Annotated in this window: 20 protein-coding genes; 11 read left to right on the top strand and 9 right to left on the bottom strand. The window is 67.7% G+C overall.

Going from position 1 to position 25339, the window contains the following annotated elements; genetic code table 11:
- Positions 1–971: 971 nt before the first annotated feature.
- From NDR87_RS23870 to NDR87_RS23845, 6 genes are all read left to right on the top strand, one after another.
- Positions 972–4868: a lipid II flippase MurJ gene (locus NDR87_RS23870; RefSeq protein ID WP_372494294.1), complete on the top strand. Its 3897-nt coding sequence runs from the start codon at positions 972–974 to the stop codon at positions 4866–4868.
- 272 nt (positions 4869–5140) lie between these two features.
- Entirely contained in the window at positions 5141–5674 is a 534-nt protein-coding gene (sigM, locus tag NDR87_RS23865) for an RNA polymerase sigma factor SigM (protein ID WP_251915683.1), read from the top strand.
- Positions 5675–5832: 158 nt separating this feature from the next.
- A complete protein-coding gene (locus tag NDR87_RS23860) occupies positions 5833–6666 on the top strand; it encodes a hypothetical protein (RefSeq protein ID WP_251915537.1) in 834 nt (277 codons plus the stop codon).
- A gap of 98 nt (positions 6667–6764) precedes the next feature.
- Positions 6765–7751 carry a thioredoxin-disulfide reductase gene (gene trxB, locus NDR87_RS23855; protein WP_251915535.1) on the top strand — a complete coding sequence of 329 codons (987 nt, stop codon included), beginning with the start codon at positions 6765–6767 and terminating at the stop codon, positions 7749–7751.
- 15 nt (positions 7752–7766) lie between these two features.
- Positions 7767–8096 carry a thioredoxin gene (gene trxA / locus NDR87_RS23850; protein WP_251915533.1) on the top strand — a complete coding sequence of 110 codons (330 nt, stop codon included), beginning with the start codon at positions 7767–7769 and terminating at the stop codon, positions 8094–8096.
- A 242-nt stretch (positions 8097–8338) separates the two neighbouring features.
- Positions 8339–9541, top strand: a complete 1203-nt coding sequence (locus NDR87_RS23845; protein WP_251915531.1) for an N-acetylmuramoyl-L-alanine amidase — start codon at positions 8339–8341, stop codon at positions 9539–9541.
- A gap of 53 nt (positions 9542–9594) precedes the next feature.
- On the opposite strand, the gene NDR87_RS23840 is transcribed toward NDR87_RS23845, so the two are convergent.
- The 9 genes from NDR87_RS23840 to rpmH all read right to left on the bottom strand — a co-directional run bounded on the left by NDR87_RS23840 (position 9595) and on the right by rpmH (position 16673).
- On the bottom strand, positions 9595–10344 hold the full coding sequence (locus NDR87_RS23840) for a GNAT family N-acetyltransferase (protein ID WP_251915529.1): 750 nt from the start codon (positions 10342–10344) through the stop codon (positions 9595–9597).
- 214 nt (positions 10345–10558) lie between these two features.
- Positions 10559–11563, bottom strand: coding sequence for a ParB/RepB/Spo0J family partition protein (locus NDR87_RS23835; protein WP_251915527.1), 1005 nt, complete (start codon positions 11561–11563; stop codon positions 10559–10561).
- A 4-nt stretch (positions 11564–11567) separates the two neighbouring features.
- The gene (locus NDR87_RS23830) at positions 11568–12533 is read right to left on the bottom strand and encodes a ParA family protein (RefSeq protein ID WP_251915524.1); all 966 of its coding nucleotides are present in this window, start codon (positions 12531–12533) and stop codon (positions 11568–11570) included.
- A 605-nt stretch (positions 12534–13138) separates the two neighbouring features.
- Entirely contained in the window at positions 13139–13888 is a 750-nt protein-coding gene (gene rsmG, locus NDR87_RS23825; protein WP_372494278.1) for a 16S rRNA (guanine(527)-N(7))-methyltransferase RsmG, read from the bottom strand.
- 120 nt (positions 13889–14008) lie between these two features.
- Positions 14009–14563, bottom strand: a complete 555-nt coding sequence (locus NDR87_RS23820) for a protein jag (RefSeq protein WP_251915522.1) — start codon at positions 14561–14563, stop codon at positions 14009–14011.
- A 33-nt stretch (positions 14564–14596) separates the two neighbouring features.
- Entirely contained in the window at positions 14597–15688 is a 1092-nt protein-coding gene (gene yidC / locus NDR87_RS23815; RefSeq protein WP_251915520.1) for a membrane protein insertase YidC, read from the bottom strand.
- A 4-nt stretch (positions 15689–15692) separates the two neighbouring features.
- Positions 15693–16025 carry a membrane protein insertion efficiency factor YidD gene (gene yidD, locus NDR87_RS23810; protein ID WP_251915518.1) on the bottom strand — a complete coding sequence of 111 codons (333 nt, stop codon included), beginning with the start codon at positions 16023–16025 and terminating at the stop codon, positions 15693–15695.
- The gene (gene rnpA, locus NDR87_RS23805; protein ID WP_251915516.1) at positions 16022–16447 is read right to left on the bottom strand and encodes a ribonuclease P protein component; all 426 of its coding nucleotides are present in this window, start codon (positions 16445–16447) and stop codon (positions 16022–16024) included. The genes yidD and rnpA overlap by 4 nt, the downstream gene beginning before the upstream one ends.
- Before the next feature lie 82 nt (positions 16448–16529).
- Positions 16530–16673, bottom strand: a complete 144-nt coding sequence (gene rpmH, locus NDR87_RS23800; RefSeq protein WP_006550910.1) for a 50S ribosomal protein L34 — start codon at positions 16671–16673, stop codon at positions 16530–16532.
- Positions 16674–17135: 462 nt separating this feature from the next.
- Here rpmH and dnaA point away from each other — a divergent pair, with 462 nt between their 5' ends.
- The 5 genes from dnaA (at position 17136) to gyrB (ending at position 25296) form a co-directional block, all read left to right on the top strand.
- Entirely contained in the window at positions 17136–18923 is a 1788-nt protein-coding gene (dnaA, locus tag NDR87_RS23795) for a chromosomal replication initiator protein DnaA (protein ID WP_251915514.1), read from the top strand.
- Positions 18924–19724: 801 nt separating this feature from the next.
- Positions 19725–20879, top strand: coding sequence for a DNA polymerase III subunit beta (gene dnaN, locus NDR87_RS23790; protein ID WP_251915512.1), 1155 nt, complete (start codon positions 19725–19727; stop codon positions 20877–20879).
- Positions 20880–20999: 120 nt separating this feature from the next.
- Complete coding sequence (recF, locus tag NDR87_RS23785; protein ID WP_251915509.1) at positions 21000–22202, top strand: DNA replication/repair protein RecF; 1203 nt, start codon at positions 21000–21002, stop codon at positions 22200–22202.
- A gap of 132 nt (positions 22203–22334) precedes the next feature.
- Entirely contained in the window at positions 22335–22904 is a 570-nt protein-coding gene (locus tag NDR87_RS23780) for a DUF721 family protein (RefSeq protein WP_308212141.1), read from the top strand.
- Positions 22905–23253: 349 nt separating this feature from the next.
- A complete protein-coding gene (gyrB, locus tag NDR87_RS23775) occupies positions 23254–25296 on the top strand; it encodes a DNA topoisomerase (ATP-hydrolyzing) subunit B (RefSeq protein WP_251915507.1) in 2043 nt (680 codons plus the stop codon).
- The last annotated feature ends 43 nt before the right edge of the window (positions 25297–25339 follow it).

Here is a 25339-nt window from a genome sequence, read left to right as displayed (position 1 = left end):
ACCATGACGCCCCCCGACCCAGTGGGCCGGGCGAGGACCGTCCGGTACCGCGCCGCGCCCCGGCCGCCCCGTGGGAACGCGGCCCGCGCCCACCGGCGCCGCCGCGGGCCGACGGCCCGCCCGGCGATGAGCCCCGCCCGGCGCGACCACCCCTGAGCGGTCCGATTCCGCGGGTATCCCCGGGCAACCAGACCCCCGACGGTCCGCCGCGCCGCCTGCCGCCGACACCCACCGCCGGTGCTCCGCGCCCACTTCCGCCGCATCCGGCACCGGGCGAGACCACCCGACAGCTACCGCCGAACCAGGTACCCGGTGGCTCGATGCCACCGGTTCCCCCGCATCAAGCCCCCCCGAGCGGAGCCGTACGCCAGGTCCCGCCGAGCCCGAACGAGCCGACACGGCAACTGCCCCCGCATCAAGCCCCCCCGAGCGGAGCCGTACGCCAGGTCCGGCCGAATCCGAACGAGCCGACGAGACAACTGCCCCCGCATCAGGCCCCACCCAGCGGGGCCATGCGCAAGCTGCCGCCGAATCAGGTGCCGGGCGAGGCGATGCGATCGGTGCCACCGCGCGCACCCGGGGAGCCGAACCGGCAAGTGCCACCGAATCAGGCCCCACCGAGCGGCGCGATGCGGCGCGTCCCGCCGAATCAGGCCCCGCCCAGCGGGGCCATGCGCCAGGTTCCGCCCGGCGGACCGGATCGCGCGGCGCGGCGGGTTCCGCCGGGTGGGCCGGAATATCAAGACCCGCCCGAGATTTCGATCCACGGCCCGCGACATATGCCGCCCAGCGGCCCGATCCGCCGGGTGCCGGGCGGGGCGAATCAGGCTCCGCGGCAGGGGTCACCGGACGAGCCGCACTCCCCCCCGGGCGGTGCGCCACACGGCGCACCGCCCGGGGGACGCCGAGCACTACCGCCGGAGCGGCCCTATCCGCCCGGCCCGCCGAGCGGTCCGCAGCAGCAGGTCCCGATGCGGCCGCCGCGACCCGAACCACGGCCGTTACCGAGGCAGCTACCCGGTGCCGAGTCCGCCCCGCCCCGGGCCGGACGATCGGCCCCCGCACACACCGCCCAGCAGGTCGCGGTCGTGGACGACAAGCCGCAGGGCGGTCAGAGCTCCACCTCCCGCCTGCTGAGCGCCTCGGGTTCGATCGCGATCGCCACCCTGATGAGCCGCATCACCGGCTTCGGCAAGCAGTTGCTGCTGCTGACCGTGCTGGGTCCGGCGATCGCCAGTGCGTTCACCGTCGCCAGCCAGATTCCGACCATGGTCGAACAGCTGGTGCTCGGCGCGGTGCTGACCGCCTTCGTGGTGCCGACGCTGGTGCGGGCCGAGAAGGAGGACGCCGACGGCGGCGCCGCCTTCGTGCGGCGACTGGTCACCATGGCGTTCGCCGTGCTGGGTACAGCCGCACTGCTGTGTACCGCGGCCTCCCCGCTGCTGATCAAATACGTCTTCCTGTCCGACAGCGGCAAGGTCAGCACCGGATTGACCACGGCCCTGGCCTTTCTGCTGGTGCCCGCGATCCTGCTGTACGGCATGTCGTCGCTGTTCATGGCGATCCTGAATACGCACGAGATCTTCAAACCGGGTGCGTGGGCGCCGGTGCTGAACAACCTCGTCGTACTGGCCGTACTCGGGCTGTACGCGGTGACCCCGGGCGAGATCACCCTCGATCCGATGCGGATGGGTCAGCCCAAGCTGCTCATCCTCGGCCTCGGCGTCACCCTCGGTGTCTTCGTACAGGTGGCCTGCCTGCTCCCGCCGATCAAGCGCGCGGGCATCGATCTGCGGCCGCTGTGGGGCCTCGACGATCGGCTCAAGCAGTTCGGCGGCATGGGCGCGGCGGTCATCCTGTACGTGCTGATCAGCCAGGCGGGCTTCGTCTTCGGCACCCGGATCTCCTCGCATGCCGACGTCGCGGGCCCGGCCATCTATCAGAACGCCTGGCTGCTGCTGCAACTGCCGTACGGCGTCCTCGGCGTCACCCTGCTGACCGCGATCATGCCCCGGCTCAGCCGCAATGCCGCCGCGGACGACACCCCCGCGGTGGTCGACGATCTATCCGTCGCGACCCGCCTGACCATGATCGCGTTCGTCCCCGTGGTCACCTTCCTGACCATTGCCGGACCGCAGGTCGGCCAGGCGCTCTACGGTTACGGCAATTTTGGCGCGGGCGATGCCGGACGGCTGGGCGAGGCGGTCAGCTGGTCGGCCTTCACGCTGATTCCCTACGCGCTGGTGCTGATTCACCTGCGGGTGTTCTACGCGCGGGAGCAGGCCTGGACGCCGACCTGGATCATCCTCGGCATCACCGCGGTCAAGATGGTGCTGTCGGCGCTGGCGCCCGTGCTGTTCGCCGATGACCATGTTGTGATCGCGCTCGGTGTCGCCAACGGCCTCGGGTTCGTCGCCGGTGCGGTGATCGGCGGCTGGCTGCTGCATCGCAGCCTGGGCGATCTGCGCATGGCCAATGTGGGGCGCACGGTCACCCGGGTGGTGCTCGCCTCGGTCGCCGGTGCGGCGGTGACGCTGATCGTCGAGCAGATCCTGGGGCTGTCGCGCCTGGACAGCGGCTTGGGTGCGATCTTCCGCATCGGCCTGGACGCCGTCGTCCTGTTCGGCGTCGCCTTCGGCCTCATGCGACTGGCCGGGATTCCGGAGGTCGTCGCGATCACCGTGTCGATCTCGCGGCGGCTCGGAATCACCCCGCCCGCACCGGACCTGGATCTCGACGGCACCGCCCACGCGGATGTCGAGGCGACCACGGTGCTGCCGCGGCCCGAACTCGATACGCCGTACTACTACCGGTACGACCCGTACATGGACGCGCAGACCATGGTGTTGCCGGTCATCCGCCCGAGCACGGTTGACCGCCCCGGCGTGGGCGACTTCCCGTACCCTGTTCGGCATAGAAATGCAAATACCGGTATCGGCTCTCGCGAGGATGCCGAATCCGGTATCAGCGCGGAGCCGAATTTCGGCCGGACCGGCGGCGAGCCGGGTACCGTGCCGCCATCTCGGATTTCGATACACCAGGGCGAAGGAGGAACGAAGGTGAGCGACGACGCGGCGGGGGGCGTCCCGGCCGCCGATGCTGCCGCCGAGGCGGCAGGTTCAGTCCGCACCGACGACGTCCCGCCCGAACAGGTGCCACCGGCCGACCGCGCCGACGACACCGAGGCGGACGCCGCCGATCAGCAGACGGAGCAGGCCGATCAGGCCGCCGCACCGGAACGACCGGCGCGCGACCAGACCTACGACACCGGCATGCTGCCGGTCGCCTCACCGGAGATGCCGCCGATGCGGGTGGAGCCGCCCGGCAAGCGAACCCCGCGCGGCCCCAAGCTGATTCCGGGTGCGTCGGTGGCCGGCGGGCGATACCGGCTGCTGGCCAGCCACGGCGGTGCGCGCGGACTGAAGTTCTGGCAGGCCCTGGATGTGAAGCTGGACCGCGAGGTCGCGCTGACCTTCGTCGACGCCGACCAGAAGGCGGCCGACAACGCGGGCCACGATGGGCCGCAGGCCATTCTGTCCCGCACGCTACGCCTGGGCCGGATCAATTCCCCGGGTCTGGCGCGCGTGCTCGACGTGGTGCGCGGCAGCTCCGGCGGCATCGTGGTGGCCGAGTGGACACCGGGCCGCTCGCTGCGCGAGATGGCCGAGACCGTGCCCTCGCCGATCGGTGCGGCTCGCGCCATCCGGGCCCTGGCGGCGGCGGCCGAGTTGGCCCATCGCGGCGGCGGCTCGCTGTCGATCGATCACCCGGACCGGGTGCGCATCAGCGCCTCCGGCGATGCGGTGCTGGCCTTCCCGGGCACCCTGTCGGATTCGGACGCGCAGTCGGATGTGCGCGGCCTCGGCGCGATGCTGTACGCGCTGATCACCGCGCGCTGGCCGATCCGCCCGGGCGGCGTATCCGGCTCCGCCGCCACGGTCGGCGGGCTGCGGCTGGCCGATTTCGGCCCGGACGGAACTCCGGTGGAGCCGCGGCAGATCCGGCCCGAGGTCCCGTTCGAGATCTCCGCCGTCGCGGTGCGCTCACTGGAGTCGAACAAGGGCGTCCGGACCGCGGCGACCGTTCAGCACGTGCTGGAGCAGGCCTCGGTGGTCGATCAGAAGACCGACTTCATTCCGGTGCTGCGCCTGGGCCAGCGCGCCCCGTCCGCGCCGGACGAATCGCTGGCCGATCCCGAACTGCTGGCCGCCGAGCGGGAACGCTCCCAGCGGATGATGTGGATGCTGGTCGGCCTCGGCGTGCTCGCGGCGCTGGTCGTCGGCGTGATCATCTGGTGGTTGCTGAGCATCTTCGCACCCAATTCGGCGGAGGCGCCGCTGGACGAACAGCGCAAGCTGGGCCTGACCACGGCCAATGTGGCGCCGCAGACGCCGACCGCGGGCGGTTCGGCGACGTCCCCGTCGGCGGGCGCCCCGGTCCCGGTCACCGGCGTATCGGTGTTCTCCCCCGAGGGCACGCCCGACGGACCCGGCAACGTCAATGCGGTGATCGGCGGCGAACCCGGCAAGGTCTGGCACACCGATCAGTACTTCCAGCAGTTCCCCGCGCTGAAGAAGGGCGTCGGAATCCTGGCCACGCTGGGCAGCCCCGCCAAGCTGAGCAAGGTCACGATCACCTCGCCCAGCCCAGGCACGGTGGTGGAGGTCCGCACCTCCCCGACGGCCTCGCCCACCCTGGATCAGACGCAGCTGGTCGGCCAGGCCACCCTGGCCGACGGCGCCACCGACATCGCGGTGCGGGCCGATCAACCGGCCCGCTACGTGCTCGTCTGGATCACCGCGCTGGCCGACAACGGCGGCCAATTCCAATCCTCGATCGCCAATATTCGGTTCGAAGCAGCGCCCTGATTCCCGATCGGTCTGGTTGCTAGGCATTCGTTCCGGCCGATATGATTCACAGCGCGCTCTCAGCAGGGGAGCTTCCTGGGATCTGGTGCTTCGGTCCTGGATGACGCGAAAGATACGGCGATGTCCCGTTCGTGGGTCCATGCCGTCGTGAGCGCTGATCCTAGGGGTTTGTGTTGTCGTTTGAAGCGGTCGAGCGATCCAGTGGGGGGTCCTCCGAGTCGCCCACTGTCCGGCGCCGCTCGTTCGAGCTCGGCGAGGCCACCGACCGGCAATTGCTGGATGCCCATGTCACGGGCAATCCGAATGCCTTCGCGGTGCTGTTCCGCCGACACTACGACCATCTGTGGCAGGTCGCCCTGCGCACGTCCTATACCGCCGAGGACGCCGCCGACTCGTTACAGGACGCCCTGCTGTCCGCGCACCGCAACGCGGGCGGCTTTCGCGGTGAGGCCGAGGTCCGCAGCTGGCTGCACCGCATCGTGGTGAACGCGTGCCTGGATCGCATCCGTCGCAACAAGTCTCGTGCCAGCGTGTCACTGTCGGACGAGTCGATCTCCGAGCCCGCGGCCGAGCGCGACGATATCGCACAGCGCGAGATGTCGATGGTGGTGGACGCCGCGCTGTTCACGCTGCCCGACGATCAGCGTGCCGCTCTGGTTGCGATCGACATGGAGGGGTATACGGTAGCGGAGGCGGCGCAGTTGCTGGGCGTCGCCGAGGGGACGATCAAGAGTCGGTGCGCCCGTGGCCGCAAGCGTCTGCAGCAGGAGCTGCGATTCCTGCGGAACCCCGGGAACCGGATGTAATCGAGATGCGTCATTACTAGAGACGGACGAAAACACTCGCGGGTACCAACCATGTGAGGCCCGACCCCGGAGAGGCGATGGACGACAAGGGCGAAGCCACCGCACGGCGACGCCCGCCCGGGGGGCGGGGTGGCGAAGAGGATTCGGGAGGAGGTGCCATGGCAGCCCGCTCCGTGCCGCGACCTCCCTTCTCGACCGACCTGCTCGCCGACCTGCACGCCGACAATCTGGCACCCGAACTGTCCGCACAGCTCTGGCCGCAGGTCCGGGAGGACCCACAGGCGCTGAGCTTCCTGTGTGACCTGGACGAGGTCCGCGGCGAACTCCGTATGCTCGCCAACGACTCCCGCGTCTACCACCCGATCCCCACCCACGTCAGTGCCCGCCTCGACCGGCTGCTGGACGATCTGTCCCAGGGTCGGGCCCCCGAGGAACATGTGGCCACCGTGCACCGGCTTCCGGTCGGCCCCCGCCCCGCCGATCCCGAATCCGGCGCCCCGCCGACCACCCGCCCCATGCCGGTGGTCGAGCAGCCCGAGCCCACCGAGCCGACACCGCTCGAGCGGCGTCGCTCCCGTCGACTGCGCTGGATCACCGCCGCGGCCGCGGCCGTCGCGATCCTCACCAGCTCCCTGGTCGCCGTCGACGCCCTGCGCGAGCGGGACGCGCCGCCCACGGCACTGCCGCCCAGCCCCACCCCCACGATCGGCTCCGACGACGATCTGCCCATGGGGACCATCCTCGCCGCGATGGGCCGCAAGGATGTGAGCGGTCCGCTGTCCGTCCCGGGCGCACTGGGCGCCTGTGTGGCCGCGATCGTGCCCAAGCGCGAGGTGCTCGGCTCGATGAACATCAACTATCGCGGGCAGCCCGCCGTGCTGGTGCTGCTCACCGGTCCGCAGCCACCCAAGATCACCGTCCTCGTGGTCGGCGCCGACTGCACCCCCGAGCACCCGAACAAGCTGACGCTGAAGGACATCGGCAGCAGCTGACGGGCCCACGGCCCGACCGAGCCCACGGCCGGGGGAACAACAGCGTTTACCCTGTTGTTGACCCACACGCCAGTTGACGACTCCCTCGGAAGGGCCCCATGAGTACGCCTGTTCGCGATCTGATCATCGTCGGCTCCGGCCCCGCGGGCTATACCGCCGGCATCTACGCCGCCCGGGCCGAACTCGAGCCGCTGCTGTTCGAGGGCACCCAGTTCGGTGGCGCGCTGATGACCACGACCGAGGTGGAGAACTTCCCGGGCTTCCGCGACGGCATCATGGGCCCCGATCTCATGGAGGAGATGCGCGAGCAGGCCAAGCGTTTCGGTGCCGATATCCGCACCGAGGACGTCGAGGAAATCGACCTGTCCGGACCGATCAAGTCGGTGACCGTCGGCGGCGAAACCCATCGGGCCCGGGCCGTCATCCTGGCCATGGGCTCGGCCGCCCGCTATCTGAACGTGCCGGGCGAGCAGCGCCTGCTCGGCCGCGGTGTGAGCGCCTGCGCGACCTGTGACGGCTTCTTCTTCAAGGGCCAGGACATCGTGGTCGTGGGCGGCGGCGACTCGGCCATGGAGGAGGCCACCTTCCTCACCAAATTCGCCGCGAGCGTGACCATCGTGCACCGCCGCGAGGAATTCCGCGCCTCGCGCATCATGTTGGAGCGGGCCAAGGCCAACGAGAAGATCCGCTTCATCACCAATGCCGAGGTCGTCGAGGTGCACGGCGAAACCGGCGTCACCGGCCTGACCCTGCGCGACACCACCACTGGCGAAACCTCCGAACTCGCCGCCACCGGCCTGTTCGTCGCCATCGGCCACGACCCGCGCAGCGAATTGGTGCGCGGCCAGGTCGATCTCGACGGCGAGGGCTATGTGCTGGTCAAGGATCCGACGACCGCCACCTCGGTCGAGGGCGTCTTCGCCGCGGGCGATCTGGTCGACCACACCTACCGCCAGGCCATCACCGCCGCGGGTACCGGCTGCCGGGCGGCTATCGACGCCGAGCGCTGGCTCGCCGAACAGGGCGACATCACCCGCAACACCCTGGACCACGCCGGTAAACCGGTGGAAGTCACCGCCAACTGATCGAGGAGTTCGACCATGTCCGACAAGGCCACGAAGACCGTGACCGACGCCACCTTCGCCCAGGACGTATTGGCCAGCGACAAACCGGTTCTCGTCGATTTCTGGGCGGACTGGTGCGGCCCGTGCAAGATGGTCGCGCCGGTGCTGGACGAACTCGCTGCCGCCTACGGCGACAAGCTGACGATCGCCAAGCTCGACGCGGACGCCAACCCGGTCACCGCGCGCGACTACGGCGTCATGGCCCTGCCCACGATGATCCTGTTCTCCGGGGGCGAGGAGGCCAAGCGGATCGTCGGCGCCAAGGGCAAGGCCGCGCTGCTGCGCGAACTGGAGGGTGTCATCTGACCACCGCTCGGTGAATTCTCGCCGGAGTCGGGGCCGTTGCTTAAGTCTCAGCTGTAGCCTTCGGCCCCGCATGGTGACGGGGGATGGGTAGTATTTCGGCGCCGAGTACGATGCTGCGGACTCGGGGAATTGCCGAAATTCGGTCCGGGTCTGAGACAATCGACCGACGCTCCGGTCGTGCGAGGGTGTGAACCGTCGCATGAGTGGGTACCCGGGTTGGCGGAAGGAAAGGGCTCTCACGCATGCACCGACTTCGTCACGGCGATACCGGTCCAGCCGTCGCTGAGGTTCGGAGCACCCTGGCAAGTCTCGGGTTCCTGCACATGCGCCCGAACGGCGCCGATTCCGACGCCTCTCCGAACGGCGAGTACTGGAAGGATTCCGAGGCGGTCTTCGACCACGACCTCGATTCGGCCGTACGCGCCTTCCAGCAGCATCGCGGACTGCTCGTCGATGGCGTCGTCGGCCCCGCCACCTATCGGGCCCTCAAGGAGGCGTCCTACCGGCTGGGCGCTCGCACCCTGATCTATCAGCTGTCGGCGCCGCTGTACGGCGACGACGTGGCCACCCTGCAGCGTCGCCTGCAGGATCTGGGTTATTACGTGCACCGCGTCGATGGCTACTTCGGCCCGCACACCCACGAGGCGCTGACCGCGTTCCAGCGTGAGATCGGCCTGTCCTCCGACGGTATCTGCGGTCCGGATACGCTGCGCGCCCTGGAACAGCTGGGCGCACGCGTCACCGGCGGCAATCCGCATCGGATCGCCGAAGAGGAGGTCGTGCACCGGGCCGGGCCGCAGCTGACCGGTAAGCGCATCGTCATCGATCCGGGTCTGGGTGGTCCCGACAAGGGTTATGCCGTGCCCACCGAATTCGGTGATGTGTACGAATCGGAGATCCTGTGGGATCTGGCCAGCCGCCTCGAGGGCCGGATGGCGGCGACCGGTATGGAGACCTTCCTGTCCCGGCCGTGGGGCGCCAATCCCACCGATGCCGAGCGGGCGGAGACCTCCAACACCTTCGATGCGGATCTGATGATCTCGCTGCGCTGCGCGACCAATCCGAGTCCGCTGGCCAGCGGTGTCGCCGGTTTCCATTTCGGCAATTCGCACGGTTCGGTCTCGATGATCGGTCAGGTGCTGGCGGGCTTCATCCAGCGCGAGATCGTGGCCCGAACCTCATTGCAGGACTGCCGAACCCACGCCCGCACCTGGGATCTGTTGCGGCTCACCAAGATGCCGACCGTGCAGGTCGACATCGGCTATCTCACAAACGATTACGACGCCTCGGTACTGACCAACCCGCGCATGCGCGACGTCATCGCCGAGGCCATCCTCATCTCGGTGAAGCGGCTGTATCTGCTCGGCCAGGACGATCAGCCCACGGGCACATACACTTTCGCGGAGCTGCTCGCCGAGGAGTTGGCCGCGGCCGACCGCATGTAGTTCGAAAAGCTTGTGGGCCAGACGATTCCGTCTGGCCCACCGCTATTTTCCGGTCAGAACGATCCCACTCGCGTGGGCGTCGTCATCGACGCGGCTGCCAACAGCTGGTCCAGCGCCCGCTCCACATCCTCTTTCCACAGGTGATCGCTGTCGAGCTCGAGCCGCAGCCGCGGGAAGCGCTGATGCGCGGCCACCACCTTGAATCCGACGTCCTCCAGGAAGTCCGCATCGATCATGCAGCTCTCCGGAGAGCAGGAATCCGAACCCCGTCGCGACGCCGTACCGCCCGCCGAGGGCAGGCCGAAGGCGGGGGTATCGATCCGCTCCATGAGCATCATCGAGCTCACCGCACGCGTCGGCAGCACCGTGGCCGAGGGGTCCTGACGGATGCCGAACGCCTCGATCGCCCGCACGCCGCGGCGCACCAGATCCGCGACCACGGCCTGGATCAGCCGGTTGCCAATGTCGGTGTCCTGATACGGAAATTCGGTCCGCAGCGTGGTCAGCAGGACCGCGTCCGGGCTCACCGGGGAGGTGGGAAAGAGGGCAGCACGCGGCACGGCACTGGGCGGGGCATACAACGCGCAGCCGACGGGCTGATCATTGACCGTCGCGATCTGGCCGCACGATCCCCATTCGAGCATGACCGTGGACAGCCATGCCTCCTTCTCGAAGACCGGATCGCTGAATTCGCGAGAGTCCTCCGCCACGGCGGGGTCGATCTCCCAGAACACGCATCTGCGGGCGTGGACGGGGAGTTTGTCCAACCCGCCGAGGGTAAGTGCGGTCACGCTGGTCGACACCGCTCTGCTCAGCCTCCAGCTGTCCGATTCGTCCACACTCACGCCGCATCAAAATCTGCTCGCCAGCAAGAATAAGCGATCAACGCGAACCGCCTCATTTCCCATCTGCTGTTCTTCAGGATCACAGACCCGGCACCGTCACAGTGACGATTCGGCGCCAGGGTGGTAGTCACGGGCGTGCAGCGGCCATTTTCGGCCGCCACCACCCGCGGACCTACCGATGTGGGTCCATCAAGGTGACAATCCGTTCCAAGTCTGCCGGATCGCCGAATTCGATGACGATCTTGCCCTTCTTCTTACCCATACTGATGGCGACCCGGGTATCGAACGAGTCCGCCAGGCGGTCGGCCAGCCGCTTGATGCCGGGAGCCTCGATCGGCTTGCGCTCGGCCGGCTTCGGCGCCTGCGGCTCGTCCTCCGGATATTTGTTGGCCAGCGTGACGGCCTCCTCGGTGGCACGCACCGAAAGCCCCTCGGCGACAATGCGTGCCGCCAGCTTCACCTGTGCCTCCGCACCGGCCTCCAGACCGAGCAGCGCCCGCGCGTGACCAGCGGACAGCACGCCCGCCGCCACCCGGCGCTGCACCTCGACCGGCAGCTTCAGCAGCCGGATCATATTCGTGACGACCGGTCGGGACCGGCCGATCCGCGCGGCAAGCTCCTCGTGGGTGACGTCGAACTCCTCCAGCAGTTGCTGATAGGCCGCCGCCTCCTCCAGCGGGTTGAGCTGCACCCGGTGGATGTTCTCCAGGAGGGCATCGCGCAGCATGGCCGAATCGTCGGTCTCACGCACGATCGCCGGAATGGCGGGCAGGCCCGCCTCCTGGCTGGCCCGCCACCGGCGCTCGCCCATGACGAGCTGATAGCGCGGGGTGGGGGAGGACTCGAGTTGGCGAACCACGATCGGCTGCATGAGGCCGAATTCGCGGATGGAGTGGACCAGTTCGTCCAGCGGCTCCGGATCGAAGGTGTTACGCGGCTGCTTCGGATTCGGCACGATCTGATCCGGCGGGATTTCCCGGTAGACCGCACCGGCATCGGATTCCGCCTCCGGATCCGGGACGCGGTGCAGATACGCCGACGCCGGATGCGGACCGATCGGGTCGAGCCCGATGACGGCATTCGCGGCCGCGCTGCCGAGCCCCTGCACCTCGGTCGGCCCGGTCGGGATCAGCGCGGCCAGCCCGCGCCCTAGTCCACCCTTTTTCGCCTGACTCATCGGCCTACCGACCCCTTTCCTCGTTCACACCACTCGCCGCACGCGCCGTCGGCGCGGACCGGGCCGCGATCTCCCGACCGGCATCCAGATAGCTCATCGCACCGCGCGAGCCCGGATCGTAGTCGAGCACGGTCATCCCGTAGCCCGGCGCCTCGGACACCTTCACACTGCGCGGAATCACCGATCGCAACACCACATCGCCGAAGTGCCCGCGCACTTCCTCGGCGACCTGATCGGCCAGCTTGGTCCGGCCGTCGTACATGGTGAGGACGACGGTCGAGACATGTAGTTCCGGATTGAGATGCGCCTGCACCAGGCCGATATTGCGGAGCAGCTGGCCCACGCCCTCCAGCGCGTAGTACTCGCACTGAATGGGGATCAGCACCTCCTTGGCGGCCACCAAGGCGTTCACGGTCAGCAGGCCCAGCGAGGGCGGGCAGTCGATCATCACGTAATCGATGTCATAGCCCGCGATATTCGCCTCCTGGATGGCGGCCTTGAGCCGTCCCTCGCGGGCCACCATGGAGACGAGTTCGATCTCGGCACCGGCCAGATCGATGGTCGCGGGGATGCACAGCAGTCGCTCATTGTGCGGGCTCTGCTGAATCGCGTCCTGCACCGAGATCTCCCCGATGAGCAGTTCATAGCTGGACGGCACACCCGAGTGATGTTCGACGCCGAGCGCGGTGCTGGCGTTGCCCTGCGGGTCGAGATCGATGACGAGCACCGTCATGCCCTGCAGGGCAAGGGCGGCGGCCAGATTCACCGCGGTCGTGGTCTTCCCGACCCCGCCTTTCTGGTTGGCGATGGTGATGATCCGCTGTTCACGCGGCTTGGGAATCGACATGGAACCGGGATGCAGCACCTGACTGGCACGCTGCGCCTCCGCGGCTATGGGTGTCTCGGCAGCAGAGATGTTCCCGAACGGGGTGCGTCCGAACTCGTCCAAATCGGCGCTACCGTCCAGCATTCCGGGTACCCGCGACGTTGTTTCCCGTGAAACATTCGCGCGACCGTTCGACATACAGGCTCCTAACCCGAGAACTTCAGACACGTGCCCAGGCAGCTTCAGCGCCGCAAGGCTCGAGCAAAGCGGAGCGCGGTTGCTTCCTGGCGAGCCTGTCGGGCACCGCAAATCTGCGCTCACGCTCGACGACACCTAGCTTGCCAGTACTCGACACGATACGGAAGTTGAACCGCTGCAATCCTTCTGCGACACGCGCAGAAACGGTCGAAACACAGGTTTCGATCGATGTTTCACATGAAACCGGGACCGGCCTCGAGGGGCGCGGCCGCGAGACGACGGTTGGTGGACGCGGCAGGCAGGACGGATATCCGGCAACGAAGATCTGGCCGGCTCACGCAATCGCGCGTACGAGGGGAGGGGCGCGCCAGTCGAGCGCGCGTCGACAAACCGGGCCGATCAGCTTGGCAGCAGCAATCATCGGAAGGGGGAGAGGCCGGAACCGTCAGAGCGAACGGATCGCAGAGCGGGGTTCGGTTTCATGTGAAACATGCCGGAACGAGCCTCCGCATCATGTTTCACATGAAACACACCCAAAGCCGAGAGCGCCGTCAGTCCTTCCGAGGACGACGAATGGACTTCCGGTGCGGCCGTTCCGAACGCGGCAGGCGCTCGACGCTCAGTACGACCGTGGGCGGCGACACGATGCCGACGCCGCACTCCACGACCTCCGCATTGCCACCACCAGCCCGCGACAGATCGATCCGATCGCGCTCCAATTCCTCGGCGGCGCTGGATCCCTTGAGGGCGAGCATCCGGCCGTGCTCGTGTACGAGCGGCAGTGACCACTTCGCCAACTTACCGAGCGGGGCCACCGCGCGGGAGGTCACCACATCCGCGCCACCCGCCTCCTTACGGACCTCCGGCTGCTCGGCCCGGCCGCGAACGACAGTCACCTCGAGACCGGCCGCCTCGATGAACTCGGCCAGGAAGATCGTTCGGCGCAGCAGCGGCTCGACCAGGGTGATGCGCAGATCGGGACGTGCGATGGCGAGCGGGATGCCGGGCAGTCCCGCACCGCTGCCGATGTCGACCACGGTCGCCCCGGAGGGGATCAGCTCGCCCACCACCGCGCAGTTGAGAATGTGACGCTCCCAGAGCCGGGGCACCTCGCGCGGCCCAATCAGTCCGCGCTCCACCCCGACCGTGGCCAACACGGCGTGATAGCGCTCCGCCAGCGCGAGCCGCTCGCCGAATACCCGCGCGGCGACGGACGGTGGCTCGACCGCGGCCACCGCGTCGACGGGCTCGGGGGAGTGCTCAGAGTTCGTCACACCGGTGCCTCGTTCCACGTGAAACATCCTTCCGGATTCGGAGAGTTCGACGGCGTCCAGGGTTCATCCGTTGCGACAATCCCCGGACAAGCGTAGGCCCCCGGTTCGAAGAAACCGGGGGCCCCGCAATCACTTTGGAATGGACGATCAGCCCGGCAGCACGACCACGTGCCGATTCGGCTCCACGCCCTCGCTCTCACTCGTGACGCCGTCGACGGCCGCCACGGCATCGTGCACGATCTTGCGCTCGAACGGGGTCATCGGCGACAGCGCCTCCGGCTTACCCGAGTCCAGCACGCGCCGCGCGGTCTCGGTGCCGAGCGAGCTCAGCTCCGCCCGACGCTTGGCCCGCCAGCCCGCGACATCGAGCATGAGCCGACTGCGCACCCCGGTCGCCTGCTGGACGGCCAGCCGGGTCAGCTCCTGCAGCGCGTCCAGCACCTCACCGCGACGACCCACCAGCTTCGACAGATCGCGGCCGCCATCGATGCTCACCACCGCGCGGTCGCCCTCGACGTCGAGGTCGATATCGCCGTCGAAGTCGAGCACATCGAGCAGCTGCTCGAGGTAGTCACCGGCGATCTCACCCTCCTCGATGAGCGCCTCCTCGGTGTCGCTCACCTCGTCGCCGGACGTGTCCCGCTCGGTCTCCTCGATCGTCGTCGCCACAGTGGCGTCCCCTTCATCGGTCTCAACAGTCATTGTCGTTTCCTTCAATCTGCATCGTCGCCTCGGCTAGCGACGTCGCTTCTGATTGGGGCGGCCTCGATTGCCGGATCGTTTGCGATTGCCCTGCCCGGACGATTTGCCCGAGGAGGCGGTCGCCTTACCCGAGGACTTCGGCGTGCCGTTGGTGGACGGCGTGGTCGGCTCGGCATCGACGACAGGGGCATCGACCGGCTTCTTCTTCGGATCGACCGGCTTGGCGCCCGGCTTCGGCGCATTGGTGGAGCGGCGCTGCTTGGCCTCTTCCTTTTTCTGCTCTTCTTCCTTCTCCATGCGACCGAAGACGAGATGCTGCTGTCCGTAGGTCCAGATGTTGTTCGACACCCAGTAGATGAGGATGGCGATCGGCAGGAACGGGCCACCGACAATCACGCCGAGCGGGAACACCCACAGTGCCATCTTGTTCATGATCGCGGCCTGCGGATTGGCCGCCGCCTCCGCGCTCTGCCGCGCGATCGAGGCACGGGCGTTGAAGTGGGTCGCCAGGCCCGCGATGATCATCAGCGGAACCGCGACCGCGATCATGCTTCCGATGTGCGGGATTCCGCCGTAGTTGGCGAAGGCCTCCAGCTGTTCCCTGGGCGAGGTGATCACGCCGGAGATGGGGGCGCCGAAGATGCGCGCCCGCAGGAACGACTGCACGTCCTCGGCATTGAAGACGTAGTTCGGGGTATTGGCGTTCTGCTCGGGCGTCATATGCATGCCGCCGAATCCGGCCGTACCGCCGCCGACTCGGTTGAACGACCGCAACACGTGATACAGACCGATGAACACCGGAACCTGCGCCAGCACCGGCAGACAGCCCATGAGCGGGTTGAAGCCGTGTTCCTTCTGCAGCTTCTGCATCTCGAGCGCCATTTTCTGGCGATCGTTCTTGTACTTGGCCTGCAGGGCCTTGATCTGCGGCTGCAGCTCCTGCATCTGCCGGGTGGTGCGAACCTGCTTCACGAACGGCTTGTAGAGCACCAACCGCAGCGTGAAGACAAGGAACACCACGGCCAGCGCCCAGGCAAGGCCATTGTCCTTGCCCAGCGCGAACCCGAAGACCCGGTGCCAGAACCACAAGATCCAGGACACCGGATAGTAGATGAAATCGAGCACGGCTCTATGTACTCCCGTCCGTCGTATCGCCGGTCACCGCGGGCGGCGACCCTTTCAAAGGCTTGTGTTCCGCCGCTTCGTCACCTGACGGTTCGGCGGCTGCCCCGCGCTGGGGTACGGGGTCCCATCCACCAGGGTGCCAGGGGGCACATTTGGCCAGGCGTACGACCGTCAATCCCAGGCCGACGAACAGGCCGCGGGTGCGCAACGCGGTCACCGCGTACTCACTGCAGGTGGGGGTGAACCGGCAGGTCGGCATGCGGGTGGGGGAGACGTAGGTCCGGTACAGCTCGATGAGGAATATCAACGCGTTGGCCGGGAGCCGGGTCGGCTTCATGACGTGCCGCCCGACTCGAGCGATCCCGATGGATCCATCTCGGGGACAGTGACATTCGGAACGAGCTTGCGCAACGCGCCACGCAGCTGCCGCTCCAACTCGGGGGAGGAGGCATGGGCCGCACCGGGAAGTGCGCGAATCACAACATCGGCCTCCTCGGGTAACTCACCGATGAGCGGGCCGCACATATGACGCAGGCGGCGGGCCACGCGATGACGAATCACCGCGGAGCCCACCGCCTTGCTGACGATCAATCCGAAGCGCGGTCCACCGATCCGAACGGCCGGGACCGGCCCGTCCCCATCCGTCTCGGTCGCCACCAGCACGTGCACGACGAGGTCACGCCTCCCGACTCGCCGGCCGCGCCGCACCGTCCGGGAGAAATCGGCACGATGATGCAGCCGATACGGCTCAGGCAACACCCGAGTGTCCGAGCGTGTATCGGGCAGAGGTCAGCGGACCGAACGGCGAATCAGGCATGACGCCGAACCCGGTGCCGGAGGATCAGGCCGTGAGCGAGGCGCGGCCCTTGCGACGGCGCGCCGACACGATCGCGCGGCCCGCACGGGTCCGCATCCGGAGACGGAACCCGTGGACCCGCGCCCGACGACGGTTGTTCGGCTGGAACGTCCGCTTGCCCTTGGCCACGGTCAACACTCCTCGAGTTGGTGAGCGCCCGACGGCGCTCGAAGCTTGTCGGTGAAACTGGTGTGCGCGACGAGTGACTCGCCGGCGCAGCGCCCATCGCGGCACGGGCAGCAGGCAGCCGCCACCGCGTCAATGGGTGACTGTACGAGGGTACTGATCGCCCCCGGCGGGGTCAAACTCGGGGTCCCTGTGAACTGGGCTTGGCGTGCGACACGCCGACCGACCCGCCGCGTAGCCAGGCGGTAGCTGCAGAACCGCAGGTCCACGCGTCGAGAACAGGTTCCCCAGCGCGCGAGTCACATCCTTGTGGTTCTCCACATCTGTGGATAATTGTGTGGAAAGACCCCTGGAGTGGCATATTCGTATGGCCGACGGCCAAGCCGAGCGCCCGCGCTGAAGGGGGATGCGGGCGGTGTCGAAGACCGTCTGCTCCTATCGACCTATTCCGGGGAGGAAACGTACGTGGACGACGAGCAGAACGTGTTGACCGCCGTCTGGCCCGAGGTGGTGGCCGAGCTTACAACCGGTTCCGCCGATGGCGCCATTCCGCCGGTCACCAATGCTCAAAAGGCCTGGTTGGGCCTGGTCAAACCGCTGACCGTGGCCCAGGGTTTCGCACTGCTCTCGGTACCCTCCTCCCTCGCCCAGGAGGCGATCGAACGGGATCTGCGCGAGCCGATCCTGCGCTCGCTGGCCCGTCGACTCGGCCCTCAGGTCGAGGGTCTGGGCGTCCGAATCGCCGCTCCGACCACCCCGCCGGCCGATCGTCCCGCCGGTCCGCCGCGGCACGCGCGGCTCACCTCCCGGCCGGATCGGGTGCGCGAGGCGCCGCGCGAACCGGTCGCCTACGCCCCCGCGCCGGAGTACGCACCGGCCGCCGAATACGCACCGCCGCGCTATCTTTCCCCAGCCGACTATCCGAGCCGGGCCGACTATCCCCAGGGTGAGTTCTCCGCCACACCGGTGGCCGGAGAATTGCCGGAGATGCCCGTCGTGGAACAGCCCACACCGCCACACCGCGAGCTGGACCTACCCCCGGCCCGCTCCGGGGCCACTCCGCCCGGTCAGGAATCGCTGTTCGCGGCCGAGGCCGAGGCCCCCGCGCGCCGCCCGGGCGGAGACGAGCCCGCCGACGACGAACCGGTCGTGAGCGTCCGCAATTCCTGGCCCACCTACTTCACCAAGTCGCCCGAGCCGACGGCCACCGCCCCCGCCACCTCCTCGGCGAGCCTGAACTCCAAATACACCTTCGAGACATTCGTCATCGGCGCGTCCAACCGGTTCGCGCACGCGGCCGCGGTCGCGATCGCCGAGGCGCCTGCCCGCGCCTACAACCCGCTGTTCGTGTGGGGCGCTTCGGGTTTGGGCAAGACCCATCTGCTGCACGCGGCCGGTCACTACGCCCAGCGGCTGTTTCCGGGCATGCGCGTGAAATACGTCTCGACCGAGGAATTCACCAACGACTTCATCAACAGCCTGCGCGACGACCGCAAGGTGGCGTTCAAGCGCCGCTACCGCGAGACCGACATCCTGCTGGTCGACGACATCCAGTTCATCGAGGGTAAGGAAGGCATCCAGGAGGAGTTCTTCCACACCTTCAACACACTGCACAACGCGAACAAGCAGATCGTGGTCTCCTCGGACCGGCCGCCCAAGCAGCTGGCCACCCTCGAGGAACGGCTGCGCACCCGGTTCGAGTGGGGCCTGATCACCGATGTGCAGCCGCCCGAGCTCGAGACCCGTATCGCGATCCTGCGCAAGAAGGCGCGGATGGATCGACTCGATGTACCGCACGACGTGCTGGAACTGATCGCCAGCCGGGTCGAGCGCAATATCCGGGAGCTGGAGGGCGCGCTGATCCGCGTGACCGCCTTCGCCTCGCTCAACGGCCAGCCGCTGGATCTGTCGCTGGCCGAGGTGGTGCTGCGGGATCTGATGCCCGACACCACCACGATCGAGATCACCGCGTCGACGATCATGGCGGTGACCGCGGAGTACTTCAACACCACGCTCGAGGAACTGACCGGTCCGGGCAAGGCGCGGCCGCTGGCGCAGGCGCGGCAGATCGCGATGTATCTGTGCCGCGAGCTCACCGATCTGTCGCTGCCGAAGATCGGCCAGGCGTTCGGCCGCGACCACACCACGGTGATGTACGCCGAGAAGAAGGTCCGCAAGGAGATGACCGAGCGGCGCCGGGTGTACGACCAGGTTCAAGAACTCACAGCCCGAATCAAACAGCGCTCCCGCTGATCGCCGTCCACAAGCCGATCCACCCGAATGACCTGGGTGGATCGGCTTTTTCGTGTTGTGGAGTCCTCGAGGAATACCTGTGGAGTCCTCGAGGAATCCCGGCGTTCTCCACCGGTTTACCCACAGTTGGGGTACAGGCCCGTTGACGCCCCCACTCACACCCGGTAGTACACAGTTCGCACAGGTTCGTTCATCCACGGGCCCTGAACTGCCCGAATGGCTGTGCAGGGTTGTGGATTCCTCGAGGAGTCCCTGTCAGGTCCTCGAGGAATCCTCGAGTTGTCCCCGCTCTTGCGCACATATGTGCACAACCGGGGTATCGGCATGGAAGAACTCGAGGATGGCTCGAGGACAGGGGTTGAACAGATTCGTAACCTCCACAGCGCCCCGCCGTTCATCCTCGAGTCACCCGCCGGACATCCCCATGGCGGCACGCGCCGCGAGCAGCGGATTCGGCCGGCGTCCACAGAATCCACAGTGCCTACTACTGCTTCAGTTCTTCTTCTAGAAGAATTCTCTTGAAGACAGGGTGTGTGGAAACTCGGCTCGGGACGGGACTACCCGGATGGCGCCGACTCACTCCCGGCAATGCGGCATCGAGGAGACCGAGTGCGCCGACACGCATCCGGAGGGGCGGCGTGGTGATCATTCGCGCACGCGGGTACGGTTTGGTGTCGGTCGCCTGTGCCACACTGCGATGCGGGGGCGGCCGATCCAGCACCCCCTGTATGAGCCGGCGCTGAGCCGAAACGGATCACGACCGATCGAGACTTGGGAGAGGACAACCGGGCGATGGAAAGCATGAAGTTTCGGGTCGCTCGCGAGGATTTCGCCGAATCCGTCGCCTGGGTGGCTCGCAGCCTGCCGTCGCGTCCGCCGGTGCCGGTGCTCGGCGGCGTGCTGCTGGTGGCCGACGAGGACGGGCTGACGGTCTCCGGCTTCGACTACGAGGTCTCCGCGCAGATGCGAGTGGCCGCGGAGGTCGCCGGGCCGGGGCAGGTGCTGGTCTCCGGTCGCCTGCTGGCCGATATCACCAAGGCGTTGTCCAACAAGCCCGTCGATGTCTCCGTCGACGGCACCCGCGTACTGATCGCCTGTGGCAGCGCGAAGTTCTCGCTGCCGACCATGCCGGTCGAGGACTATCCCCAGCTGCCCGAATTGCCGCCGCAGACCGGCGAATTGGGCGTGGATCTGTTCTCCGCCGCGGTCGGTCAGGTGGCTGTCGCCGCGGGCCGCGACGACACGCTGCCGATGCTCACCGGCATCCGGGTCGAGATCGAGGGATCCAAGGTGGTGCTCGCGGCCACCGACCGATTCCGCCTGGCCATTCGGCATCTGGAATGGCAGCCGGGGCGCGACGATGTGGAGACGGCCGTGCTGGTCCCGGCCCGCACCCTCTCCGAGGCCGCTAAGACCCTGGGCCCCTCGGACGCGCCCGTGCAGCTGGCCTTCGGCACCGGCACCGACGGTCTGCTCGGCATCGTCAACGGCGGCCGCCGCACCACCACGCGCCTGCTGGACGCCGAATTCCCCAAGTTCCGCCAGCTGCTCCCCAAGGAGCACACTTCCATCGCGACCCTGCAGGTGAGCGCGCTGATCGAGGCCATCAAGCGCGTGGCCCTGGTCGCCGAGCGGGGCGCCCAGGTGCGGCTGGAATTCTCCGAACAGGGCCTGCAGCTGTCCGCGGGCGGCGACGACGCGGGGCGCGCCGAGGAGTGGCTGGAGGCCGACTTCCGCGGCGAGCCGCTGACCATCGCCTTCAACCCCGGCTACCTCAACGACGGCCTGTCGGCGCTGCATTCGGACCGGGTGACCTTCGGTTTCACCACGCCCAGCCGACCGGCCGTCATGTGCCCGACCGGTGCGGAGGAGCCCGCGGCCACGGAATCCGGTGCGTATTCCGCGCTGGAGAGCGACTACATCTACCTGCTCATGCCGGTCCGCCTGCCGGGCTGATCCGCTGCGATTTCTGTGAACAATGTTGATAACTCTGTGAAGAACCTTGGGCGCGTGGCGGTTTCGCGCCCCCTGCCCGAGTTCTCCACAGCGTCAACAGCGGAGGCGGTGGACTGAGCGGTGTACGTGCGGGCGCTGACCCTGCGGGACTTTCGCTCCTGGTCCCAGGCCGACCTCGAATTGTCCCCGGGCCGAACCCTTTTCCTGGGCTCCAACGGCAATGGTAAGACCAATCTGGTGGAGGCCGTCGGCTATCTGTCCACCCTCGGCTCGCACCGGGTGTCCGCGGACGCGCCGCTGATCCGCATGGGTGCGCAGCGGGCCCGGATCGGTGCGACCGTGGTGAACTCCGGTCGGGAACTGCGGATCGATATCGAGTTGAATCAGGGCTCGGCCAATCGCGCGCAGATCAACCGGTCGCCGGTGCGGCGGCCGCGCGAGATCCTGGGCATTCTGCAGACGGTGCTGTTCGCACCGGAGGATCTGGCGCTGGTGCGCGGCGACCCGTCGGAGCGGCGCCGCTTCCTCGACGAGTTGTGCACAGCCCGCCTGCCCAGGCTGGCCGGGGTGCGCTCGGACTACGACCGCGTGCTGCGCCAGCGCTCCGCCCTGTTGAAAACCGCGGGGCGGCAGGCGCGTTCGCGCTCGGGCTCGGCCGCGGAGCTGAGCACCCTCGACGTCTGGGACGGCCATCTGGCCACCCACGGCGCCCAACTGCTGGCCCAGCGGCTGCGGCTGGTGCACGAACTGCGCCCCTACCTGGAACAGGCCTATCGCTCCATCGCCCCGGAGTCGCGCACGGCCACCATTCGGTACCGAAGCGGTTATCTCCCACCGGAATTCCTCGACCCCGACCGCGCCCCCGAGCCGGATGACGCCGAGGTACTGGAAGCGATCCTGCTGCGCGAGTTGTCCACAGCCCGCCCCAAGGAGCTCGAACGCGGCGTCTGCCTGGTCGGCCCGCACCGCGACGATCTGGACCTGGTGCTCGGCTCGGCCCCCGCGAAAGGCTTTGCCAGCCACGGCGAATCGTGGTCGTTCGCCCTGGCCCTGCGCCTGGCCGCCTTCGAACTGCTGCGCGGTATCGGCACCGACCCCGTCCTGATCCTGGACGACGTCTTCGCCGAACTCGACCGCCGCCGCCGCAGCGCCCTGGCCGCGGTGGCCACCGCCGCCGAACAGGTCCTCATCACCGCCGCGGTCCCCGAGGACGTCCCCCCGGAACTCGAGGCCAACCCCCTGCGCATCGAAACCACCGGCGAGTCCGACAACCGCACCTCCCACCTCCTCGCCGCCGCGACCGCGGAGCCCGGGGAGCCGTAAGACACCGAATTCCCTTGCGGTCGGCTCATGTCACAACTGAGCCGCGTGACGCCGGTCGCGTCGGTTCGGTGTTGCGGTTGCCAGCGGCTAGCCTGTCGGGCAGCGTTCATCGGCTCGAGGCGGGAGGTTGTGGTGGCGGACGGTGCCGGTCACGAGGCCGACGGTTCCGGTGCCGCGGGGCCCGAGCCCGAGTTGCGGGGGATCGATCTGGCTCGCCGGGCGTTGGAGGAGGCCCGGGCGGCGGCGAAGGCCAGTGGGAAGGCCGTGGGGCAGGGGCGGGCCTCGCCGCGTAAGGGCGGGGTGCGGGCGCTGCGGCGGCGGGGCTGGTCGGGGGCGCGGCCCGATGAGCGCGATCCGCAGTTGCTGTCCACGCTCGCGGGGGCGCTGGCCAAGAACCGGGGCTGGTCGGGCAAGGTGGCCGAGGGGATGGTGTTCGGGCGCTGGGCCAGTGTCGTCGGGGAGGACATCGCCGCGCATGCCACGCCCGTCTCGCTGACCGACGGGGTGCTGAGCATCCAGGCCGAATCCACCGCCTGGGCAACACAATTGCGGATGCTGCAGGCGCAGGTGCTGGCGAAGATCAACGCCGCGGTGGGACAGGGCGTGGTGACCCAGCTGAAGATCAGCGGTCCCGCCGCGCCGAGCTGGCGCAAGGGCGAGCGGCATATCAAGGGTCGCGGACCGCGCGATACGTACGGCTGATTTCCGTTTCACGTGGAACCCGAGCAAACGCCTCGGCACGAAATCTTGATGGAGCACCCAGCGGGCCGCTGAGGCTTCCGAGAGCCAGGAAACCTACAACCGGTGTCGGCAGCGACCGATTTCACGCACTCACGGCGCTCTCAGGGGTGTCATAGGTGCATCCTGAGCCGGGTGTACCAGTAGGATGGGGGAGTAACTAGCGGCGATACCTTCGGCGCGTTTCGCGCAGCCCGTGCGAGGACCCGTAATTCTCGAGCAGTTCGTCATCTCGAGCCTACCGACCGGGGTCCCATGTGTGTGCTGTACGCGCTGTGCCGAGGGATCAGCAAGTAAGGAGAGCTACCGAGCAGTGGCTGCCAACGACTCCAACGCAAGCGGCTCGTCCGATGCTAAAGCGGGCAATCAGAATTACGGTGCTGAATCCATCACCGTGCTCGAGGGGCTCGAGGCGGTGCGCAAGCGTCCCGGTATGTACATCGGTTCCACCGGTGAGCGCGGTCTGCACCACTTGATCTGGGAGGTCGTCGACAACTCGGTCGACGAGGCGATGGCGGGATACGCCACGCGCGTGGACGTCACCTTGCTGGCTGACGGCGGCGTAGAGGTCGTCGACGACGGCCGCGGCATTCCGACCAGCATGCACGCCCAGGGCATCCCCACCATCGAGGTGGTCATGACCCAGCTGCACGCGGGCGGCAAGTTCGACTCCGATGCCTATGCCGTCTCCGGCGGTCTGCACGGCGTCGGCATTTCGGTGGTGAACGCGCTGTCCACCCGCCTCGAGGCCGATGTGGATTACGGCGGCTACCACTGGACGCAGGAGTACAAGGACGCCAAGCCCGGCAAGCTGATCCAGGGCGAGGCGACCAAGCGCACCGGTACCACCATCAGGTTCTGGCCGGATCCGGACATCTTCGAGACCACGACCTTCAATTTCGAGACCGTGGCCCGCCGTCTGCAGGAGATGGCCTTCCTCAACAAGGGCCTGACCATCACCCTGACCGATCAGCGCGTCAGCGACTCCGAGATCACCGACGAGGTGGTCAGCGAGACCGCCGAGGCGCCCAAGGCCGATATCGCCGCACCGGTCGAGCACAAGGTCAAGACCCGGACCTACCACTACCCGGGCGGCCTCGAGGATTTCGTCAAGCACATCAACCGCACCAAGCAGTCGATCCACAACTCGATCGTGTCCTTCACCGGCAAGGGCACCGGTCACGAGGTCGAGGTCGCGATGCAGTGGAATTCGGGCTACTCCGAATCGGTCCACACCTTCGCCAACACCATCAACACTCACGAGGGCGGCACCCACGAGGAGGGCTTCCGCGCGGCGCTCACCACCGTGGTGAACAAGTACGCCAAGGACAAGAAGCTGCTCAAGGAGAAGGACGGCAACCTCACCGGTGACGACATCCGCGAGGGCCTCACCGCCATCGTGAGCGTGAAGATCGCCGATCCGCAGTTCGAGGGCCAGACCAAGACCAAGCTGGGCAATACCGAGGTCAAGTCGTTCGTGCAGCGCACCTGCAACGAACATCTGGCGCACTGGTTCGAGGCCAATCCGGCCGATGCGAAGACCATCGTGCAGAAGGCCGTCTCCTCGGCGCAGGCCCGCATCGCCGCGCGCAAGGCGCGCGAACTGGTGCGGCGCAAGAGCGCGACCGATCTCGGCGGCCTGCCGGGCAAGCTGGCCGACTGCCGTTCGAAGGATCCGGCCAGGTCCGAGATCTATATCGTCGAGGGCGACTCCGCCGGTGGCTCGGCCAAATCCGGCCGCGACTCGATGTACCAGGCGATCCTGCCGATTCGAGGCAAGATCATCAACGTCGAGAAGGCGCGCATCGACAGGGTCCTCAAGAACAACGAGGTCCAGTCGATCATCACCGCGTTCGGCACCGGCATCCACGACGAGTTCGACATCGCGAAGCTGCGGTACCACAAGATCATTCTGATGGCCGACGCCGACGTCGACGGCCAGCACATCACCACCCTGCTGCTCACGCTGCTGTTCCGCTTCATGCGCCCGCTGGTCGAGCACGGCCACGTGTACCTGTCGTGCCCGCCGCTGTACAAGCTCAAGTGGCAGCGCAGCGATCCGGAGTTCGCCTATTCCGACCGCGAGCGCGACGCGCTGATGGAGCGGGGCCTCGCCGCCGGTAAGAAGATCAACAAGGACGACGGCGTGCAGCGCTACAAGGGTCTGGGCGAGATGAACCCGAAGGAGCTGTGGGAGACCACCATGGACCCCTCGACCCGCCTGCTGCGGCTGGTCACCCTGGACGACGCGGCCGCGGCCGACGAGCTGTTCAGCATTCTCATGGGTGAGGACGTCGAGGCACGGCGCAGCTTCATCACCCGCAACGCCAAGGACGTCCGCTTCCTCGATCTGTGACCCGCGCGTATCCGGGGCCGGAGCGCGCCGGAACGACGAATAA

The organism is Nocardia sp. CDC159, assembly GCF_023740735.1.
In the GTDB taxonomy this organism is placed as follows: domain Bacteria; phylum Actinomycetota; class Actinomycetes; order Mycobacteriales; family Mycobacteriaceae; genus Nocardia; species Nocardia pulmonis.
This window is presented reverse-complemented; position numbering and strand designations above follow the sequence as displayed.

What these genes read in the sequence shown, in the direction of transcription:
- trxB (WP_251915535.1), top strand. Translation starts at nt 6,765, where the DNA reads ATGAGTACGCCTGTTCGCGATCTGATCATCGTCGGCTCCGGCCCCGCG.
- NDR87_RS23820 (WP_251915522.1), bottom strand. Translation starts at nt 14,563, where the DNA reads ATGACTGTTGAGACCGATGAAGGGGACGCCACTGTGGCGACGACGATC.
- rsmG (WP_372494278.1), bottom strand. Translation starts at nt 13,888, where the DNA reads ATGTTTCACGTGGAACGAGGCACCGGTGTGACGAACTCTGAGCACTCC.
- NDR87_RS23860 (WP_251915537.1), top strand. Translation starts at nt 5,833, where the DNA reads ATGGCAGCCCGCTCCGTGCCGCGACCTCCCTTCTCGACCGACCTGCTC.
- NDR87_RS23870 (WP_372494294.1), top strand. Translation starts at nt 972, where the DNA reads ATGCGGCCGCCGCGACCCGAACCACGGCCGTTACCGAGGCAGCTACCC.
- NDR87_RS23830 (WP_251915524.1), bottom strand. Translation starts at nt 12,533, where the DNA reads ATGCTGGACGGTAGCGCCGATTTGGACGAGTTCGGACGCACCCCGTTC.
- NDR87_RS23845 (WP_251915531.1), top strand. Translation starts at nt 8,339, where the DNA reads ATGCACCGACTTCGTCACGGCGATACCGGTCCAGCCGTCGCTGAGGTT.
- dnaN (WP_251915512.1), top strand. Translation starts at nt 19,725, where the DNA reads ATGAAGTTTCGGGTCGCTCGCGAGGATTTCGCCGAATCCGTCGCCTGG.
- yidD (WP_251915518.1), bottom strand. Translation starts at nt 16,025, where the DNA reads ATGAAGCCGACCCGGCTCCCGGCCAACGCGTTGATATTCCTCATCGAG.
- trxA (WP_251915533.1), top strand. Translation starts at nt 7,767, where the DNA reads ATGTCCGACAAGGCCACGAAGACCGTGACCGACGCCACCTTCGCCCAG.
- NDR87_RS23835 (WP_251915527.1), bottom strand. Translation starts at nt 11,563, where the DNA reads ATGAGTCAGGCGAAAAAGGGTGGACTAGGGCGCGGGCTGGCCGCGCTG.